This window comes from Streptomyces sp. NBRC 109706 (assembly GCF_000974485.1).
Lineage (GTDB): Bacteria > Actinomycetota > Actinomycetes > Streptomycetales > Streptomycetaceae > Streptomyces.
Map to the genome: position 1 here is coordinate 18,786 of NZ_BBOM01000004.1, position 19,504 is coordinate 38,289.

The 19,504-nt window shown below is 72.7% G+C and carries 11 protein-coding genes; 7 read left to right on the forward strand and 4 right to left on the reverse strand.

From position 1 onward, the window contains the following. Nucleotides 1-304 precede the first annotated feature (304 nt). The 5 genes from AOM46_RS00095 to AOM46_RS00115 all read left to right on the forward strand — a co-directional run bounded on the left by AOM46_RS00095 (nucleotide 305) and on the right by AOM46_RS00115 (nucleotide 8,845). Nucleotides 305-808, forward strand: coding sequence for a hypothetical protein (locus tag AOM46_RS00095; RefSeq protein WP_062203717.1), 504 nt, complete (start codon nucleotides 305-307; stop codon nucleotides 806-808). Between the two features lie 57 nt (nucleotides 809-865). Further along, nucleotides 866-1,597, forward strand: a complete 732-nt coding sequence (locus tag AOM46_RS00100) for an HAD family hydrolase (protein WP_078856335.1) — start codon at nucleotides 866-868, stop codon at nucleotides 1,595-1,597. 259 nt (nucleotides 1,598-1,856) lie between these two features. Next, nucleotides 1,857-6,812 (forward strand): NAD-glutamate dehydrogenase, encoded by a 4,956-nt coding sequence (locus AOM46_RS00105; protein ID WP_062203722.1) that lies wholly within the window; start codon nucleotides 1,857-1,859, stop codon nucleotides 6,810-6,812. A 201-nt stretch (nucleotides 6,813-7,013) separates the two neighbouring features. After that, nucleotides 7,014-7,925 carry a glycosyltransferase gene (locus tag AOM46_RS00110; protein WP_067225780.1) on the forward strand — a complete coding sequence of 304 codons (912 nt, stop codon included), beginning with the start codon at nucleotides 7,014-7,016 and terminating at the stop codon, nucleotides 7,923-7,925. 20 nt (nucleotides 7,926-7,945) lie between these two features. Further along, nucleotides 7,946-8,845 carry a trans-aconitate 2-methyltransferase gene (locus tag AOM46_RS00115; RefSeq protein ID WP_062203725.1) on the forward strand — a complete coding sequence of 300 codons (900 nt, stop codon included), beginning with the start codon at nucleotides 7,946-7,948 and terminating at the stop codon, nucleotides 8,843-8,845. 77 nt (nucleotides 8,846-8,922) lie between these two features. Here the strand turns inward: AOM46_RS00115 and AOM46_RS00120 are convergent, their stop codons facing one another. The 4 genes from AOM46_RS00120 to AOM46_RS00135 form a co-directional block, all read right to left on the reverse strand. After that, on the reverse strand, nucleotides 8,923-9,834 hold the full coding sequence (locus AOM46_RS00120; RefSeq protein WP_062206142.1) for a carbohydrate ABC transporter permease: 912 nt from the start codon (nucleotides 9,832-9,834) through the stop codon (nucleotides 8,923-8,925). Between the two features lie 11 nt (nucleotides 9,835-9,845). Next, nucleotides 9,846-11,144 (reverse strand): carbohydrate ABC transporter permease, encoded by a 1,299-nt coding sequence (locus AOM46_RS00125; RefSeq protein ID WP_062203728.1) that lies wholly within the window; start codon nucleotides 11,142-11,144, stop codon nucleotides 9,846-9,848. A 20-nt stretch (nucleotides 11,145-11,164) separates the two neighbouring features. Continuing rightward, nucleotides 11,165-12,502, reverse strand: a complete 1,338-nt coding sequence (locus tag AOM46_RS00130) for an ABC transporter substrate-binding protein (RefSeq protein ID WP_062203731.1) — start codon at nucleotides 12,500-12,502, stop codon at nucleotides 11,165-11,167. Nucleotides 12,503-12,857: 355 nt separating this feature from the next. Then, nucleotides 12,858-15,527, reverse strand: a complete 2,670-nt coding sequence (locus AOM46_RS00135) for an FHA domain-containing protein (protein WP_062206143.1) — start codon at nucleotides 15,525-15,527, stop codon at nucleotides 12,858-12,860. 571 nt (nucleotides 15,528-16,098) lie between these two features. On the opposite strand from AOM46_RS00135, the gene AOM46_RS00140 reads away from it, so the two are divergent. Both AOM46_RS00140 and AOM46_RS00145 read left to right on the forward strand, forming a co-directional pair. Continuing rightward, nucleotides 16,099-17,877, forward strand: coding sequence for a serine/threonine-protein kinase (locus tag AOM46_RS00140; protein ID WP_062203734.1), 1,779 nt, complete (start codon nucleotides 16,099-16,101; stop codon nucleotides 17,875-17,877). Nucleotides 17,878-18,103: 226 nt separating this feature from the next. Beyond that, nucleotides 18,104-19,408, forward strand: coding sequence for a serine/threonine-protein kinase (locus tag AOM46_RS00145; RefSeq protein WP_062203737.1), 1,305 nt, complete (start codon nucleotides 18,104-18,106; stop codon nucleotides 19,406-19,408). The last annotated feature ends 96 nt before the right edge of the window (nucleotides 19,409-19,504 follow it).

Sequence of the window (19,504 nt, forward strand, 5' to 3'; positions counted from 1 at the left end):
GCGAACCACTCCTGCGGGCGCGGCGGTGGGCTCGGTCGTGACCGGTGTCGTGGGTGCCGGGAGTCGACGCGCCGGCCGGCTGGCCCGGTCGGCCGCGGGCCCCGATTGCTGAGCATTGTCGCTGGACCGTCCCCGTGTGTCTGTCGCGTTACCGGCCAGTAGCCAATGCGGAGTGTAATCAACTCCGCACCGAGCGGCAAGAGTTGTCCGGCGCACGCCGGAGGCGCGGGCGCTGTGTCTCTGTGCCCCGTGCGCCCCCTGGTAGGGTGGGCCGGCTTACGGCCAGGAAGGAGACGGCGGTTCCGTGCGCGTCTATGTTCCCCTCACGCTCTCCGGGCTGGCCCGGCTGCACGAGTCGGGCGAGGTCGGTCCGGCCCCGCTCACGGCCTACGCCGTCACTCCCGCGCTCCGCGAGTGGTATCTCTCTGGCGGCGAGGAGGAGTTGGAGTACGCCGCGTTGAGCAGGGCGGCGGCCGCCTCGCTGCGGTTGGTCGCCACCGATCCCGAGGTCGCCAGGCGGCGGGTGGTGCTCGCCGCCGAGGTGCCGGACCGGGCGGCGGTCGCCGATCCGGATCTGACGCTGGCCGTCGAGGCGTTGGGCGAGGTCAGGATCGCCGAGGTCGTTCCGCTGCGCTGGCTGGCGGCCGTCCATGTGGACGCCGAGGAGGCGGCGGACGATATCGCGCTGGCCGCCGCGGCGGTGGGCGCGGCCGACCAGGGCGACGACGACGCCCGGTTCACCGTCGACGGGGCGGCCGACCACGAACTGCTCTGGTACGGGGTGCAGGAGATCGACGGGCTGCTGTAACCGGCCGCTCGCCGGCGCTCTGTCCCGTTGTCAGTGGCGGCCCGTAATGTGCGGGGTATGGCTTTTCCGCACCTCCCGAGCACTCCGAGCCCCACGAGTACCCCGAGCGCACCGAGCAACCAGGTAACCGCCCCGCATATCGTGTGGGACTGGAACGGCACGCTGCTGCACGACATCGACGCCGTCATAGCGGCGACCAACGCCTCCTTCGCCGAGGTCGGGATGGCCGGCATCACCCTGGAGCGCTATCGCGAGCTGTACTGCGTTCCGGTGCCCCTCTTCTACCAGCGCCTCCTCGGGCGGGCGCCGAGCGACGAGGAATGGGCCGTGATGGATGCCACATTCCACCGGCACTACTTCGCCAGGGCCGACTCCGCCCGGCTCACCGAGGGCGCGGAGCGGCTGTTGGCCGAGTGGGTGCTCGCCGGCCGCACCCAGTCCGTCTGCTCGCTGGCGCCGCACGAGCGGCTGGGGCCCTGGCTGGCCAGGCTGGGCATCGCGGAGCACTTCATACGGGTGGACGGTCATCTGGGCGAGGGCGGGAAGATCGGCAAGGCCGCGCAGATGGTCCGCCATCTGGCCGGTCTGGAGGGCGTCTCGCCGGAGTGGGTCGTGGTGATCGGCGATGCCACGGACGACGCGGTGGCCGCCGCGCACGCGGGCGCCAAGGCCGTGTTGTACACGGGCGGTTCGCACAGCCGGCGCAGTCTGGAGCGGGCCGGGGTGCCCGTGGTCGACAGCCTGGCGGAGGCGGTGGCCGTGGCCCAGGAGGTGGTGGGGCGAGGCTGACGCGCCCTCCCTGGCGCCCTGGCGCCCGTTCGCTCTTCAGGTTGGGGCGCTAGCCTTGCCATGTGATCAGTGCGATATCGGCCGTCACCTCGGCCGGGAGGCAGTGTGGCCTCCCCTCGGTATCCAGCCCGCGCCGGGCCGGCTCATCGGCTGATTCCCCCCATCGGGACCACCGGGAGCGCCCCACCCTCGCGGGCGAGCGCTGCCCTGTGGCCGTTTCTCGACGTCACGCGACGGTGCGCGACAGGAGTAAGAGGACATGCACAGCAAGCTGGACGAAGTCAAGGACGAACTGCTGGCCCAGGCGGCCCGGGTAGCCGAACAGGGCTCATCCCAGGGGCAGCCACCCGCACACGGGATGGACGCCGAAGCGCTCCGCTCCTATCTACGCCGCTACTACCTCTTCATCGCCGCCGAGGACGTGACCGATCGGGACCCGGTGGATCTCTACGGCGCCGCCATGGCGCACCACCGACTGGCCGGCGAGCGCCCCCAGGGCACCGCCAACGTCCGCGTCTACACCCCGTCCATCGAGGAGATCGGCTGGACGTGCAGTCACACCGTGGTCGAGGTGGTCACGGACGACATGCCCTTCCTGGTGGACTCCGTCACCAACGAGCTGTCCCGGCAGGGGCGCGGCATCCATCTGGTGGTGCATCCGCAGATCGTGGTCCGCCGCGATGTCACCGGCCGGCTGCTTGAGGTGCTGGACGCCGGGCGGGACATGGAGGGCGGCCTCCCCGTCGACGAGCTGCCGCCGGACGCCGTGGTGGAGTCCTGGATCCATGTCGAGATCGACCGGGAGACCGACCAGGGCAACGTCCAGCAGGTCGAGGCCGATCTGCGGCGGGTGCTCGGCGATGTCCGCGAGGCCGTCGAGGACTACCAGAAGATGCGCGCCATCGCGCTGCGGATCGCCGAGGGGCTGCCCGACGAGCCGCTGGCCGACGAACTGCGCCAGCAGGACATCGAGGAGGCCGGCGAGCTGCTGAGCTGGCTGGCCGCCGACCACTTCACCTTCCTCGGCTATCGCGAGTACGAGCTGGCCAGGGAGGACAACGGCGGCTCGGGCGACGTGCTGCGTCCGGTGCCGGGCACCGGGCTCGGCATCCTGCGCTCCGATCCGCCCTATGCCGTCGACCCCGATCTGCCGGCCGAGTCGGCGGCGTTCAGCCGGCTGTCGCCCACGGCCAGGGCGAAGGCCAGGGATCCCAAGCTGCTGGTCCTCACCAAGGCCAACAGCCGGGCCACCGTGCACCGTCGCTCCTATCTGGACTATCTGGGCGTCAAAAAGTTCGACAACCAGGGACGGGTGGTCGGGGAGCGGCGCTTCCTGGGCCTGTTCTCCGCCGCCGCGTACACGGAGTCGGTGCGTCGGGTCCCGGTGATCCGACGCAAGGTCGCCGAGGTGATGCAGGCGGCCGGCTTCAACACCCAGAGCCACAGCGGCCGGGATCTGCTGCAGGTACTGGAGACCTATCCGAGGGACGAGCTGTTCCAGACGCCGGTGGACACACTGCGCAGCATCACCACCGCCGTGCTGCATCTCCAGGAGCGCCGCCGGCTGCGGCTCTTCCTGCGGCAGGAGGAGTACGGCCGCTACTACTCGGCGCTGGTCTATCTGCCGCGCGACCGCTTCACCACCTCGGTCCGGCTGCGGCTCACCCAGATCCTCCTGGAGGAACTGGACGGCAACAGCGTCGACTTCACCGCCTGGAACACCGAGTCGGTGCTCTCTCGGCTGCACTTCGTGATCCGGGTGGCGCCGGGCAGCGAGCTGCCGGAGCTGACGGAGTCCGATCTGGACCGGATCGAGGCCCGGCTGGCCGACGCGTCCCGGTCCTGGACGGACGGGTTCACGGACGCGCTGCTGGCCGAGTGCGGCGAGGAGCAGGCCGCCGATCTGGGGCGCCGCTTCCACAACGCCTTCCCCGAGGGCTACAAGGCCGACTTCCCGCCCCGGGCGGCGGTGGCCGATCTCCAGTACGTGATCGGTCTGCGCCCCGAGCCCGGCCGGGACTTCGCGCTCAGCCTCTACGAGCCGGTCAACGCCGCGCCCGGCGAGCGCCGGTTCAAGATCTACCGGATCGGCGAGCCGGTCACCCTGTCGGCCGTGCTGCCCGTCCTGCAGAACCTCGGCGTCGAGGTGGTCGACGAACGCCCCTACCACCTGCGGCCCGACGACGGCGCGCCCGCCTGGATCTACGACTTCGGGCTGCGGCTGCCCCCGGCGCTGGCCGACGGGCTGGGCGGGGGCGCCAGGCAGCGCTTCCAGGACGCGTTCGCCGCGGCGTGGACGGGCGCGGCCGAGGACGACGGCTTCAACGCGCTGGTGCTCTCCGCCGGGCTGACCTGGCGTGAGGCCATGGTGCTGCGCGCCTACGCCAAGTACCTGTGGCAGGCGGGTTCCCGGTTCGCCCGGGAGAACATGGAGGCCACGCTCCGCCGCAACGTGCACACCACCCGCCTGCTGGTGAACCTCTTCGAGGCCCGGCACGCCCCGACGCGGCAGAGCGCGGGCCGGGAGCTGACGGACGGTCTGCTGGAGGAGCTGGACGGCGCCCTGGAGGAGGTGCAGAACCTCGACGAGGACCGCATCCTCCGCGCCTTTCTGACGGTCATCAAGGCGACGCTGCGGGTCAACTACTTCCAGCGCGACGCGGACGGCCGCCCGCACGACTACCTGTCGATGAAGCTCGATCCGCAGGCCATCCCCGAACTGCCGGAGCCGCGCCCGGCGTTCGAGATCTGGGTCTACTCGCCCCGGGTCGAGGGCGTGCATCTGCGGTTCGGCAAGGTCGCCAGGGGCGGTCTGCGCTGGTCGGACCGGCGCGAGGACTTCCGCACGGAGATCCTGGGCCTGGTGAAGGCGCAGGAGGTCAAGAACACGGTGATCGTGCCGGTGGGCGCCAAGGGCGGCTTCGTCGGCAAGCGGCTGCCCGATCCGGCGGCCGACCGGGACGCCTGGCTGGCGGAGGGCGTCGACTGCTACCGCACCTTCATCTCCGGCCTGCTCGACATCACGGACAACCTGGTGGACGGCGCGGTGCGGCCCCCCGCCGACGTGGTCAGGCACGACGAGGACGACACCTATCTGGTGGTCGCCGCCGACAAGGGCACCGCCACCTTCTCCGATATCGCCAACGAGGTCGCCGAGTCCTACGGCTTCTGGCTGGGGGACGCCTTCGCCTCCGGCGGCTCCGCCGGCTACGACCACAAGGGCATGGGCATCACGGCGCGCGGCGCCTGGGAGTCCGTCAAGCGGCACTTCCGCGAGCTGGGCCACGACACCCAGTCCGAGGACTTCACGGTGGCCGGCATCGGCGACATGTCGGGCGATGTCTTCGGCAACGGGATGCTGCTCTCCGAGCACATCAGGCTGGTCGCGGCCTTTGACCACCGGCATATCTTCCTGGACCCGGATCCCGATCCGGCGGTGGGCTTCGCCGAGCGCCGCCGGCTGTTCGAGCTGCCCCGCTCGTCCTGGGCCGACTACGACACCGGCCTGCTCTCCAAGGGCGGCGGGGTGCATCCGCGTACCGCCAAGTCCATCCCGCTCACCCCGCAGGTGCGCGAGGCGTTGGACATCCCCGACGACATCCTCTCGCTGACGCCGGCCGAGCTGATGCGGACGATCCTGCGCGCCCCCGTCGACCTGCTGTGGAACGGCGGCATCGGCACCTATGTGAAGGCGGCGGCCGAGAGCCACGCCGACGCGGGGGACAAGGCCAACGACGCGATCCGGGTGAACGGCCGGGAGCTGCGTGCCAAGGTGGTGGGCGAGGGCGGCAACCTGGGCCTCACCCAGCTGGGCAGGATCGAGTTCGCGCTGGCCGGCGGCCGGTGCAACACGGACGCCATCGACAACAGCGCCGGCGTGGACACCTCCGACCACGAGGTCAACATCAAGATCCTGCTGAACGCGGTGGTCGCGGGCGGCGATCTCACGGTGAAGCAACGCAACGCGCTGCTCGCCGAGATGACGGACGAGGTGGGCACGCTGGTGCTCCGCAACAACTACGCGCAGAACGTCGCGCTGGCCAACGGCGAGGCCACCGCCGCCGGCCTCGTCCTGGCGCACCAGCGGGTCATCGCCCGGCTGGGGGAGCGGGGCCTGCTCGACCGGGAGCTGGAGTTCCTGCCCTCGGACGACGAGTTCCGTGAGCGGCGCGCCGCGGGGCGAGGGCTGAGCCAGCCCGAGCTGTCGGTGCTGCTGGCCTACGGCAAGCTCACCGCCACCACGGAGCTGCTGGGAACGAGCCTGCCGGACGACCCCTATGTGGGCCGGCTGCTCTCCGCCTACTTCCCGCGCGCGCTGCGGGAACGATTCCCCGAGCTGATCGAGCGGCACGCGCTGCGCCGGGAGATCATCACCACCCTGCTGGTCAACGACACGTTGAACGTGGCGGGCTGCTCCTTCATCCATCGGATGCAGGAGGAGTCGGGGGCCTCCACGGAGGAGATCGTCCGGGCGCACACCGCCGCGCGCGCGATCTTCGGGCTGGCCGACATCTGGGACACGGTGGAGCGGCTGGACAACCAGGTGGCCGAGGCCACGCTCACCCGGATCAGGCTGCACGCCCGGCGGCTGGTCGAGCGCGGCGCGCGCTGGCTGCTCAACAACCGCCCGCAGCCGCTGCGGCTGGCGGAGACGATCGAGCTGTTCGCCGAGCGGGTCGGTCAGGTCCGGCAGGAGCTGCCGTCGTTGCTCCGTGGCCAGGAGCTGGACTGGATCGCGGCGCAGCGGGAGGAGCTGGAGGCGGCCGGGGTGCCGTCGGAGCTGGCCGGTCGGGTGGCCGGGTTCTCCGCCGTCTTCTCCGCGCTCGACATCGTGGCGGTGGCCGACCGCACGGGCCGTGAGCTGCTGGATGTCGCCGAGGTGTACTACCACCTCAGCGACGAGCTGAGCATCTCCCGGCTCCAGGACCGGATCAGCGAGCTGCCCAGGGCCGACCGTTGGCAGTCCATGGCCCGCACCGCGATCAGGGAGGACCTTTACGCGGCGCATCAGCTGATCGCCGCCGATGTGCTGGCCGAGGGGAGTGCCGAGGCCGAGCCGGAGGAGCGGTTCGCGGCCTGGGCGGAGCGCAGCGCGGCGATCCTGGGCCGGGCCCGGGCCACCCTGCACGAGATCCAGTCCTCGGAGAGCTTCGATCTGGCCAATCTCTCGGTGGCCATGCGCACCATGCGCACCCTGCTGCGCAGCAACCGCTGAGCCGAGGCGGGGGAACCGGGCGGCCGGCGCGGAAGCGCTTCGGCCGCCCGGCGAGCGGTCACCCGCGATCTGTCGTCCACGGACAAATCTGCCGCCCACGGATAAAGGTGATATTCGTAGCGATAGGTGGCCGGGGGCCCGTTCCGGGCCGTCCGGGCCGCCGCATCCGGACCGCGTAGTCGGCGACGAAGGGGCGTGCACATGGCGGTGCCCGCGCGCGGGGCCGAAACCCCGTCCACGGTGGCGACAGTGGTGACGGTGGTGATGCCCACCTACAACGAGGCCACCACGCTGCCCAGGACCGCGGCCGCGCTGCTGGCCCTCCCGCTGCCGGGGCTGCGGCTGCTGGTGGTGGACGACAACAGCCCCGACGCCACCGGGGAGATCGCCGACCGCCTGGCCAAGCGGCATCCGGAGCGGGTCGAGGTGCTGCACCGGCCGGCCAAGAGCGGACTCGGCCGCGCCTATGCCGCGGGCCTCCGGCATGCCCTCCGCGACGGCGACGCCCACTATCTGCTCCAGATGGACGCCGACGGCAGCCATGCCGTGGCCGATGTGCCCCGGCTGCTGGGTGCCGCGCTGTCCAGTGGCGCGGGCCTGGTGGTGGGCAGCCGCTATGTGCCGGGCGGCCGGCTGGCCGCCGACTGGCCGGCCCATCGCCGGCTGCTCTCCCGCTGGGCCAACCGCTATCTGGCCACGGTGTTGCGCGGCGGGCTGCGCGATATCACCGCCGGGTTCGCCCTCTGGCGGGCCGACACCCTCAGGGCGCTGGGGCCCGCGCCGGCGCGCAGCGTCGGATACGGCTTCCAGGTGGAGCTGAAGTACGCGGCGGTGCGCGCGGGTTGTCCGGTGGTGGAGATTCCCATCGGCTTCGCCGGGCGGTTCGACGGCGCCTCCAAGCTGTCGGCGGCCAGCCAGCTGGAGGCGGCCGTGCTGCCCTGGCGCCTGCTGCTCGGCCGCCCGCGCGGCGGCGTCCGGCCGGGCCCGCCACCTCGGCCGCCGCGCGTGGCCGTCCGCGCGTCGCGGGCCGCAGGGCCGGTAGCCGCCGGGCGGCAGGAAGCGTCGTCGTCCGGCCCGGCTGGTGCGGGGCGGCCGAGCCGGCGTCAACCGTAGGTTCAGGGAAGGAAGATGACGTGTCCGCATCCGGACATCACCAGCACCACCAGCGCCGCGGAGAGCACGGGGCCGAGGCGGTGGACTTCGACTGGGACGCGGCCGGCGCGCAGCTCGTCCGGGGCGCCGAACTGCACGCCGTCGCGCTGCGCGCGACCGTGCGCTGGCTGCGTGGCGAGCAGCCGGGCGCGCGGCGGATCCTGGACGTGGGCAGCGGTCCCGGGGTGGCCAGCGCGCTGTTGGCCGAGGAGTTCCCGGACGCCGAGGTGGTCGCCCTGGACGGCTCCCCCGAGCTGCTGCGGCTGGCCGACGAACGCGCCCGAGCGGCGGGGCTCGGCGACCGGGTGCGGACCCGGCAGGCCGAGTTGCCGGCCGGGCTGGCCGGGATCGAGGGCGGCTTCGACCTGGTCTGGGCGAGCCTCTTCGTCCACCATCTGGGCGACCAGCGGGGCGCGTTGGGGCGACTGGCCGCCCTGCTGCGGCCCGGTGGCGCGCTGGCGCTGACCGAGGGCGGGCTGCCCACGCGCTGCCTGCCCAGGGATTTCGGCCTGGGCCGGCCGGGGCTGCAGGAACGGCTGGACGCGGCGCACGCCGAATGGTTCCAGGAGATGCGTGACGCGCTTCCCGGTGCCGTCGCCGTGCCCGAGGACTGGCCCTCGATGCTGACCAGCGCGGGCCTGGCGCCCGTCGCCTCGCGCACCTTCCTCACCGAGCTGCCGGCCCCGCTCCCCGCCGACGCCCGGGAGTATCTGCGGGAACGACTGAGCCGGCAGCGGGAGCAGCTGGCCGACCGGCTCGCTCCCGAGGACCGTGCCACCCTCGATGCCCTGCTGGACCCCGAGGCCGCCTCGGGCATCCTGCACCGGCCCGACGCGTTCTATCTCGCCGCCGGCACCGTGCACCTCGGCCGCGCCGGCTGACCGACAAGAAAAGGGGCCGGCCGGGGTGTCAGCACCCCGGCCGGCCCCTGGCCGTCCGTCCGTTCCTCCCGGGACGGCTACTTCACCGCGCCCGCCATCACGCCGGAGACGAACTGCTTCTGGAAGGCGAAGAAGATCGCCAGCGGAATCAGCATGGTCAGGAATGCGCCGGGGGCCAGCACGTCGAAGTTGCTGCCGAACTGCCGCATCTCCTGCTGCAGCGCCAGCGTCATCGGCGGCGAGCCCGAGTCCGCGAAGATCAGCGCCACCAGCATGTCGTTCCAGACCCACATGAACTGGAAGATGGCCAGCGCGGCGATCGCCGGGCCGCCCAGCGGCAGCACCACCTTGAAGAACAGCCGCAGTTCGCCTGCCCCGTCAAGGCGGGCCGCCTCCAGCAGTTCGCGCGGGATCTCGGAGAAGAAGTTGCGCAGCAGGAAGATCCCGAAGGGCAACCCGAAGGCCGAGTGGAAGAGCACCACGCCCAGCGTCGTCTCGAAGATGCCCAGCGTGTTGAAGAGCCGGGCCACCGGGATCAACGCGATCTGGACCGGGACCACCAACAGCCCGACGACCACCAGGAAGATCCAGTCGCGGCCGGGGAAGTCCAGCCAGGCGAAGGCGTAGGCGGCCAGCGCGGCGAGCGCGATCACCAACACCGTGGCCGGCACCGTGATCGCCACGGTGGTCCACACCGAGCCGGTGAAGGTGTCGTTGCCCAGCAGGCTGTCGTAGTTGGACCAGGTCCACTGGCCCGGATCGGTCAGCGCCTCCCACCAGCCGGTGGAGGCGATATCGCGCGGATCGCGGAACGAGGAGACCAGCAGACCGGCGGTGGGCAGCAGCCACAGCACCCCGATCACCACCAGAATCACCCGCACCACGGATCCGGCGGCGAGGGAGGCGAGACGGTTGCCCACCGAACGCCGGGGCGGGCCCACGGCGTCCGACGCCGGGGTGGGCGCCGGGTCGGGTACGTGTGCGGTCAAGGTGGGAGCGGTCACCGCTGGTTCTCCCGTCGCAGCCTGCGCAGATTGATGATCATCACGGGCACCACGAGCAGCAGCAGGAACACCGCGATCGCGCTGCCCACGCCCTGGTTCGCCCCGGCCCCGAAGGAGGACAGATACAGTTCGAGCGCCAGCACGTTGGCGTCCGCCTGGGACGAGGCGGGTGCGATGACATAGACCAGGTCGAAGATCTTCAACACGTTGATCATCAGTGTCACCGCCACCACCCCCAGCACCGGCGCCAGCAGCGGAACCGTGACCCGGCGGAAGACCTGCCACTCGTTGGCGCCGTCGACCCGGGCCGCCTCCAGGGTCTCCCTGGGTACGGAGGCCAGTCCGGCGGCGATCAGCACCATGGCGAAGCCGGCCCACATCCACACATAGCTGGCGATGATCGCCGGTGTGATGACCTTGGGCCCGAGCCATTCGATGCCGTTGTAGGGGGCGGTGAAGTTGTCGGCGGCGAGCCTGAGTTGGGCGCCCTCCGCCTCGGCGGGGAGCTGGAACGTGCCGTCCCCGCCGGTCTTGGTGTCGGCCACGACCTCGCCGTCCCGCACCGCCTCGACCTTGATCCCGGAGAGCGCCTTCTCCTCCGGGTCGATGGCGCCCTCGACGCCCTGGCCGCCCCGGGTGAAGTCCATCCAGATGGCGCCGGTCACCTGGCCGGGGTCGCTGACCGGCTCCTGGGCGAGATCGGCGCCCGACAGCTTCGGCTGCGGGACCGCCACCAGCGGAAGCAGCACCGGGCTGCCGGCCGAGACGGTCTCCTCCAGCAGATACGACCCGTCGTCCTGAACGGTCAACGGACCGCCGGGACGCGGTTCGGCGTCGGGCCAACTGGAGCTGCTGGCGAAGGTGTCGTGCACGGTCGTCGCCAGCGCGTTGGCCAGACCCCGCTCGGGGTCCTGCTCGTAGACCATCCGGAAGATGATTCCGGACGCCAGCATGGAGATCGCCATCGGCATGAAGACGATCAGCTTGAAGACCGTCGCCCAGCGGATGCGTTCGGTCAGCACCGCGAAGACCAGACCCAGCGCGGTGGCCACCGTCGGCGCCACCACGATCCAGATCAGGGTGTTCTCCAGCGCGGTCCTGATGCCGTCGTCGCTGAATATCTCCTTGAAGTTGTCCAGGCCGACAAAACTGTCGCCGGACGCGTCGAACAGGCTGCGCTGCACGGAGTACCCGATGGGGTACACCACCAGCGCGCCGAGCAACAGCAGCGCCGGGAACAGGAAGCACACCACGGCCCAGGGGCGTGCCCTGATCACCGCCTTGCCGGATGCCATGGGAAGTCAGTCTCCGTCCGTCAGTCGCCGTAAGCGCTGGCCGCCTGGGACTCCAGGTACGCCTGGGCCCCCTCGATGTCGTCGGGGTCGCGCAGGAAGTTCTGCAGTCCTTGCCACATGCCCTGGCCGGTGGTGCCACCGAAGGCGGCCGGGGTCTGGTCCGACATGTCGAACCTGAAGTCGTCACCCGCCGCGATGAGCGCTTCGGCGATTCCGCGCTGCACCTCGTTCGGGTAGACGTCGAACTCAAGCGACTTGTTCGGTGAGACGAAGCCGCCGGGCTCCGCCCAGATGGCGGCCGCGTCGGTGGAGGCCAGGAAGGTCATCAGCGCCTCCTGCGCCTCGCTGGCCCGGCCGTCCGTGGAGACCGCGACCGCCGCGTCACCGGCGCTGACCACCGGTGGGTCCCCGGCGTCCACCGCCGGGAACGGGAACACCCGGGCGTCCTCACCGATCACCGCGTCGGTGCTGTCGGTGATCACCGACCCGACGAAGTCCGCCTCGAAGACCATGGCGGCGTCGGGGGTGGTGAGGTTGATGAACGTCTGGGTGACGGAGGTGGGGAAGTCGGTCCCCAGCGATCCGCTCGCGCCGCCGCGCAACAACCGGTTCTCGCCGAAGAGTTCGCCGAGGGTGGTGAGCGCGTCGGTGACGCTCTGGTCGGTCCACGGGATCTCGTGCGCGGCCAACTGGTCGTACATCTCCGGCCCCGACTGGGAGAGGTAGATGTTCTCGAACCAGTCGGTCAGCGTCCAACCGTCGGCGCCGGCGACCGAGACGGGCGTGGTGCCCGACTCCCACACCGTCCAGGCGGTGTCGACAAACGCGTCCCAGGTCTCCGGGGTCGGCACCCCCGCGTAGTCGAACGCGGTGGAGCTGTACCAGATCAGGGACTTGTTGGCGGCCTTCACATAGACCCCGTACGGGTCGCCGTCCCAGGAGGCCAACTCGTGCCAGCCCGGCGTGTAGTTGGCCTCCAGCTGCGCGAGTGTCGTCTCGCCCAGCGGGGCCAGCCACCCCTTCTCGGCGAACTCCCGCAGCACACCCGGCTGCGGCACCATCACCACGTCGGGCGGCGAACCGCCCTCGATCTTGGTGCCGACGAACTGGGAGACGTTGTCGCTGCTGGGTACCACGGTGACCGAGGCGCCCGTTCGGCTTTCGAACTCGTCCATCACCCGAACAAAGTTGTCCCGTTCCGCGCCTGTCCAGACCGCGGCCACTTCCAGGGACTGACCACTCAGGTCAGGGAGTTCGATGGTGGGCTCTCTGTCGCTACGGTCGCCCTCGTCGTCGTTGCCGCACGCTGTCAGCGTCAGCGCGGTGGTGGCCACCACCGCCGCTGCCACCCGCGTCATTCTCCGGCCAGGGCTTGGGCCCGAACCGCGCATGAACACCGCCTCACTTGGATGCGGCAGTGTCCCTACGAAATGCAGGGCCTGCCACGCCGCACGTCCTACGCCGCACGTTCCTACGCGCAGTCGGCTTTCCGATCAAGGCGGATGGGGTCTCAACTGACCTTTGTGATGGGCCTGTTACCGGCCAGTCAGGATTCCCTCGGACAATGTACGCGTACCCGCCGGGCGCGGACGCCGGCGCGCGTCGCCCGCGCCGGGCGCGACGATTCCGGGGAAGGCGGGCGGCGTCGACAGGGCGCGCCGGCCCCGCTGGCCTGCGGGAAGAGCACGCCGGGCGGGGCGGGCCCGTGGGCCGTCAGACGGGGGTGGCGCTCGCGGTCCTGGGGGTCTGCGCTGCGCGCGTGGCCGCGCTGGCCAGCAGGGCGATATCCGTGGGGCCGTTGCCCAACTCGCGGACCGGCCGCCGGGCCGGCGGATCCCCGACCCGCTCCCAGTCGAGCCGGGTGACCGTGGGGCGCAGCGTGGCCGTGCGGGGGATCCGCCCCGTGACCCGGCCCGTCTGCAACGGGGTGCGGGCGCCGCCGGGGGAACGCAACTCGGCCCGCCCCGGGGGCGTGCCCGTCAGGGCCAGCCGCAGCGCGACCGAGAGATCCAACGGATCGCCCGCCGCCGGCGGGCCGCCCGCCAACACCAGCCGCACCCCGAGACGGGGGCCCTCCCGCCGCGCCGCCTCCAGCACCCGCACCATCGAGCCGGCGGCCTGCCGGCCCGGCGCGCCCAGCGGGGGCGCCAACAGCGCGGGCAGATCGTCGACCAGGACCACCAGCCAGGGCAGCGGCGCGCTGCCGGGGACCCGCATCGGCGGCTCGGGGACGGACGCCTCCTGGCCGTGCCAGCCGCTCGGCTCGTGCCCCGACCTCGGGGAGATCACCCGCCCCTCGGCCAACGGGCCGCCGTCCGCCCCCGGCTCGCCCTGCAACAGCTGGGCGCCGCCCAACTCCTGCGCGGCGAACGCCGACTCGCCCAGCAGCAGCGCCCGCCGCTTCAACTCGGCGCGCAGCGCCTGCGCGAAGGCGCGGATCCGCAACGGATCCGTGGCGCCCAGATAGGAGGCGACCTGCGGCAGCTCGGCCGAGGGACGCAGCCCGTCCGCCGCCCCCTCGACCAGCAGCAGCGACAGCTCGTGCGGGCCCAGCGTCGCGGCCAGCGAGGCGGCCAGCGCGTTGAGCAGCTCGGTGCGCCCGGAGCGGGCGGCGCCCTCGATCAACAGCGGGGCGGCCAACTCCGAAAGATTGACCGAAACCCGACCCCGTTCGCCCAGACCGAGGGCCAGCGGCAGCTCCGAGCCATGGGCCCAACGCTCCCGCAACGCGCCCGGGGTGACGCGGGACAGCTCCAACACGTCGAGCAGCCGACAGCTGTCGGGCAGCGGGGTGGGAGCGGGGGCGCCCGGGGCGCTCGGCGGGGATCCCAGGGTGTCCTCGGAGAGCGGGGCGAGCGCGCGGGCGAAGCGCTCGGCCCAGGCCCGGGAGACCGCGTCGGCGCTGGCCGGGGGGCCGGGACGCCGATCGGCGCCGACCAGCCGCACCGCCGTGGCCACCGCGCCGCTGAGCAGCCCGACCGCCCCGCACCCGGCGAAGGCGGGCAGGGCGGCACCGGCGGCCTCCAGCGCCTCGGCCACCGGCGACTCCGGGGTGGCCGGGGGCGCCTCGGCCAGACAGAGCAGATGGATGCCGGCGGCGGCGCCGTCCGAGGCCAGCCGGGCCAGCGCCGTGGCGGCGGGGCCGTCGACCCGGCCGTCGACCAGCACCACCGTGCGCCGCCGGGGGGCGGCGCCCGGCGCGGCCGCCAGCTCGGCCAACTCGGCCAGCCGGGCGGCCACCTGCTCCTCGTCGAAGCCGAGAAGCAGCCGGCAGTCCTGGCCGCGCAGCGGCTTCACATGGGGCAGCCAGCCGAGCCAGGACCACTCCTCGGCCCGGCCGGGGGCCAGCGCCACCAACTCCAGGGCGCTGGGCGGATGCAGCGCGGCCAGCTGGGCGAGCGCCGAACGGGCGAGCCCCGTGACCCGCTCCCTGGGCCCGGCCAGGCCGAGGGAGCCCACCGCCGGCAGGCTCACCGTGACCGGTGGGAGCCCGCCGCCCGCGCTCTGCGCCGTGCCCAGCCGTATCCCGTAGGCGTCCGGATGCCCGGGGCCGCGCTCCCAGAGGCGCGGGCCCGACTCGACCGCCATCAGCAGCACGGCCGCCAGATCCGGCCAACGGGACTCGTCGACCGGCTCCGCCGGGACGGGCGGCGGGACCGTCGTGCCGAGGTGTGTCTGCTCGGGCGCGGGGGCCAGCCGCCCCCGCGCCCAGCCCGCGAGACCGCCGCCGCGCCGCTGCGGCCGGCCCGGCGCGCCGCCGACCGGCGGGCCGCCGACCGGGGCCGCGACGGGCGGGGCCGAGGCCGGCGGCGGCACGGAGCCGTCCGCAGCGATCACCCGCAGTGCGGACTCGCCGAGCCGCAGTATCCCGCCGGGGGGCACGCGTTCCGGCTGCTCCCCGACCGGCCGCCCGTCCACCGAGGTGCCGTTCGTCGAGCCGAGATCGGCGACGGTGACCGTGCCGTCGGGGCGCAGCGTGAGCGAGCAGTGCAGCCGGGAGACATCCGGATCGTCCAGCGGGATGTCGGCGTCGGCGGAACGCCCGATGGTGGCCGTGCCGCCGCGCAGCAGATGCACGCCGCCGGCGTCGGGCCCGGAGACCACCAGCAGCCTGGCCGGCACCGGCTCGGCGCCCGGGGCCTCCAGCGGGCGGTGCAACGAGAGCACCGCGCCGTCCACCAGCGGCGGCTCGCCGAGCAGGCTCTGCCGCGGATCCAGCCGGCTGTCCTCGCAGAAGACCGCGCCGGGGGAGGCGCCGCCGGGCGCGACGGAGCCGGCCAGGGAGCCGAGAACGGCGGAGAGCGGGGTGCCGGACGGGGCCGTGACGGCGACATCGACCCCGCCGGCGGCGCCATGCCCGAGAACGGTCAACCTGATCTGAATCGGCATCGGCCCTCCCGGTCGCTCGCCAGCCCGGCTGTCATGTTCCGATCCGCATCGGATGCCGATGCTGAGGGCATCCTCGCACCCGCCACTGACACCGCTCCGCGCCCCTGGTGCTTAATGATCTTGATTGGCCATATCTGACCAGATCTGATCGGTGAATGCCAGGGGGAGAGAAAGCGCATTCTCCACCTTCACTCCCATACGCCTCACCGGACCCGCCCCACTTCCTCACCCGACTCCCTCTCCCGGCGCACCCCGACCGGTCCCACGGCCACGCCCCGACCGCGCCACGGCCATGCTCCGACGGCACCCCGACCGCGTCCGGCACGCCAGCCGCCCGGGCCCGACGCTGCCTCATCCGTCCCCGCCGGATCGCGCCGGCGGAACCGAACCGGCCGAATCCGCGTCCAGAGGGGCGTCGGTCCGACCGAGCCCCCTCGGCCCGGGCCGAGGCCGGGACGGTCCCACGACACCCCCCGCTGTCGGAGGGCGGCACTACAGTAGGGGGCTCAGATCTCGTCACCACCAGCGAAGCATCGAAGCATCATCGAAGCATCAGGGAGCACACGTGCGGCCGGTAGGCAGCAAGTACCTGCTTGAGGAGCCGCTCGGGCGCGGAGCCACGGGCACCGTCTGGCGCGGTCGCCAGCGCGAGGCCGCCGGCGACGACGCGGCGGTGGCCGGTCAGCCGGGCGAGTTGGTCGCGGTCAAGGTGCTCAAGGAGGAGCTGGCGCACGACCCGGACGTGGTGATGCGCTTCCTGCGGGAGCGCTCCGTCCTGCTGCGGCTGTCGGCTGCCAACCACGGCAACATCGTGCGCACCCGCGATCTGGTGGTCGAGGGCGAGCTGATAGCCCTGGTGATGGATCTGATCGACGGTCCGGACCTCCATCGCTACCTCTACGAGAACGGCCCGCTGAGCCCCGTCGGCGCTGCCCTGCTCACCGCCCAGATCGCCGACGCGCTGGCCGCCGCGCACGGCAAGGGCATCGTCCACCGCGATCTCAAGCCGGCCAACGTGCTGCTCGCCGGCGGCCGGGACGGTCAGCCGCTGCGCCCGATGCTGACCGACTTCGGGATCGCCAGGCTCGCCGACTCCCCCGGCGTCACCAGGGCGCACGAGTTCGTCGGCACCCCGTCCTATGTCGCGCCCGAATCGGCCGAGGGCCGGGAGCAGACCTCGGCGGTCGATGTCTACGGCGCCGGCATCCTGCTCTACGAACTGGTCACCGGGCAGTTCCCGTTCGGTGGCTCCAACACCCTCCAGGTGCTCCAGCGGCACATCAGCGAGCAGCCACGGCAGCCCGAGGGAATGCCGGGGCCGCTGTGGACGGTCGTCGACTGCTGTCTGCGGAAGTCGCCGGGCGAGCGCCCCTCGGCCGTCAACCTCGCCCGTGCGCTGCGCACCGTCGCCGCCGGGATCAACGAGAACGCCACCCCCGAGCAGCGGAACGCGGCGCTCGGCGTCACCGCCCTGCTGCTGCCCGACGCCAGCCCGGTCAAGGTCCCCGACACCGGCATCAGCCCGCCGGGATCCGCCGAGCCGACGCGGGTCATGCCCGGCGGATCGGGAAGCGGCGGATCGGGAAGCGGCGGCGCGGGGGACGACGCGGGCGGGTTCGGCGCCGACCCCAACGCCTCGACCAGCCTGCTGCCCACCGCCGGCCGCGACGACAGCGGCGGCGACGACGTCGATCTCGGGCTCGACACCACCCGCGCCATGCCGGCCCAGGGGCCCGGTTCGGGGCCGGGGGCCGACGGCCCGCATCCCTGGGGCGACCAGATGCGCGCCGCGAGGGACCGCAACGAGCCGACCCGGGTGCAGCCGGCGCAGCAGGCGCAGGATCCGCTCTACCGCCCCCCGCAGCGACGTCCGCAGCGGCGCCCCCCGCAGCGACCCCAGCCGCAGCCCCAGCCGCAGCGCCAGGACGGCTATGGCTATCCGGCCCAGCAGCCGCCGCCCCAGCACTACCAGCAGCCGCAGCAGTACCCCCAGCCCCAGCAGTACCAGCGGCCGGCCCCGCCGCCCTACCAGGAGCCCCCGCCCCGGCGCGCGGCTACCCCGCGTGACGATCGCGAGCCGCGCGGCCGTTCCGGCAGCGCCAATCCGATGCGCATCCCCGGGCTCGGCTGCCTCAAGGGCTGCCTGTTCATGGTGCTGATTCTCGTGGTGATCGGTTTTCTGGTGTGGAACTTCACCCCGCTCCAGGACTGGATCGCGGACGGCAAGAGTTTCTGGAACACCGTCGAGGACTGGTTCAGGGACGCGGGGGAATGGCTCGGGCTCATCGAGGAGGCGAGCGACAACGTCTCGGAGATCCAGGAGAACCTCCCCAATACCGAATGAGGCGAATGCCGTGCCCCGCACGGCGTTTTCCCGGTTCCCGGGAAAAGCGGGGAGCCCGCGGTGCCGTGTCGGTGCCAGGGCGGTGTGAAGTCGACGCCAACTCCTCGGCGACCTCGGTGATTTATCGACTTCCCATCAGATAATTTCGGCCGGACATGCCAGCAAACCGGGACAAGCCCGGCGTGCGGGGCCTGTGGGAAACGAGGCCGCGTCGTAGCCTCACGCCATGGCACGGAACATCGGCAGCCACTACACCGCCCACCGTGTGCTCGGCCGCGGCAGCGCCGGAACGGTGTGGCTCGGGGAGGGGCCCGACGGGCCCGTCGCGATCAAGGTGCTGCGGGAGGATCTCGCCGCCGACCCCGATCTGGCCGAGCGCTTCGCCCACGAACGGCACGCGCTCCTCGGCCTCGAACACCCCCATGTCGTGGGCGTCCGCGAGCTGGTCATCGCGGATCCCGAGGGCGACTCGGGGGGCGGCGACATCGCCCTGGTGATGGATCTGGTGCGCGGCCCCGACCTGCGGGCGCACCTGGAACGCGAGCGCCGGCTCGCGCCCGCCGAGGCGGTGGCCCTGACCGCCGGGGTGGCCAGCGGCCTCGCGGTGGCGCACGCCGCCGGCATCGTCCACCGCGACGTCAAGCCGGAGAACATCCTGCTCGACAACTCCAAGGAGCAACCCACCGCCCTGCTCACCGACTTCGGCGTCGCCAAGCTGATCGACGAGCCACGGCACGGCGGGCGCTCCGGGGTGGTCGGCACGCCGGACTACATGGCGCCGGAGATCGTCGAGGGCCTGCCGCCCCGCGCGGCCGTGGACATCTACGCCCTGGTCACCGTGCTCTACGAACTCCTCGCCGGCTTCACCCCGTTCGGCGGCGGGCATCCGGGCGCGGTGCTCCGCCGGCAGGTCACGGAGAAGGCCGCCGAACTGCCCGGGCTGCCCAAGGAGCTGTGGGAGCTGATCCAGCAGTGCCTGGCGAAGGCGCCGGCCTCCCGGCTGCGCGCCGCCGAACTGGCCTCCCGGCTCCGCGAGCTGCAGCCGTCGCTGGCCGGACTGCCCCCGCTCGACCTGGGCGATCCCACCGAGGACGAGGGGCGGGCGGCCTATGGCGAACTGGCCGAGCTGGGCGAACTGACCGAGCTGGCCGAGTCCGCCGAGCTGGCGCCGGCCGCCGCCGGCCGCGCCGCCGTGCCCCTGGTGCGCGGTGCCGCCCCGGACTCGGAGCGGGCCACCCACACCCGTATGCGGGTGCCCGACGCCGAGGAGTTGGCGGGCGGCGCCCATGGCACGGCCCGTGCGCCCCGCGCGCCGGGCCAGCCGCGCGCCGGGTCGGCCCGCAACGCCGCCAGCAACCGCCGCCGCCGGCGGCTCACCGTGACGGTGGCCGGTGCCGCGGTGCTGGCCGCGCTCGGCGGCTGGCTGCTGTTCTCCGGGGATGGCGGGGACGGTGGCGACGGCGGCGAGGGCGGTTCCGACGGCCGGGGCCCGGTCGAAAGCGTGGTCAGCGAGGTGGACGAGCTCGGCTGAGCGCCGTTCCCGCCCCGGCGCCCGGCGCCGCGTGGCGGAGCCCCGCCCATCGGTACGGTCGGGCGGCGGATCGCCGTGGTCGCCAGCGGTTACGCT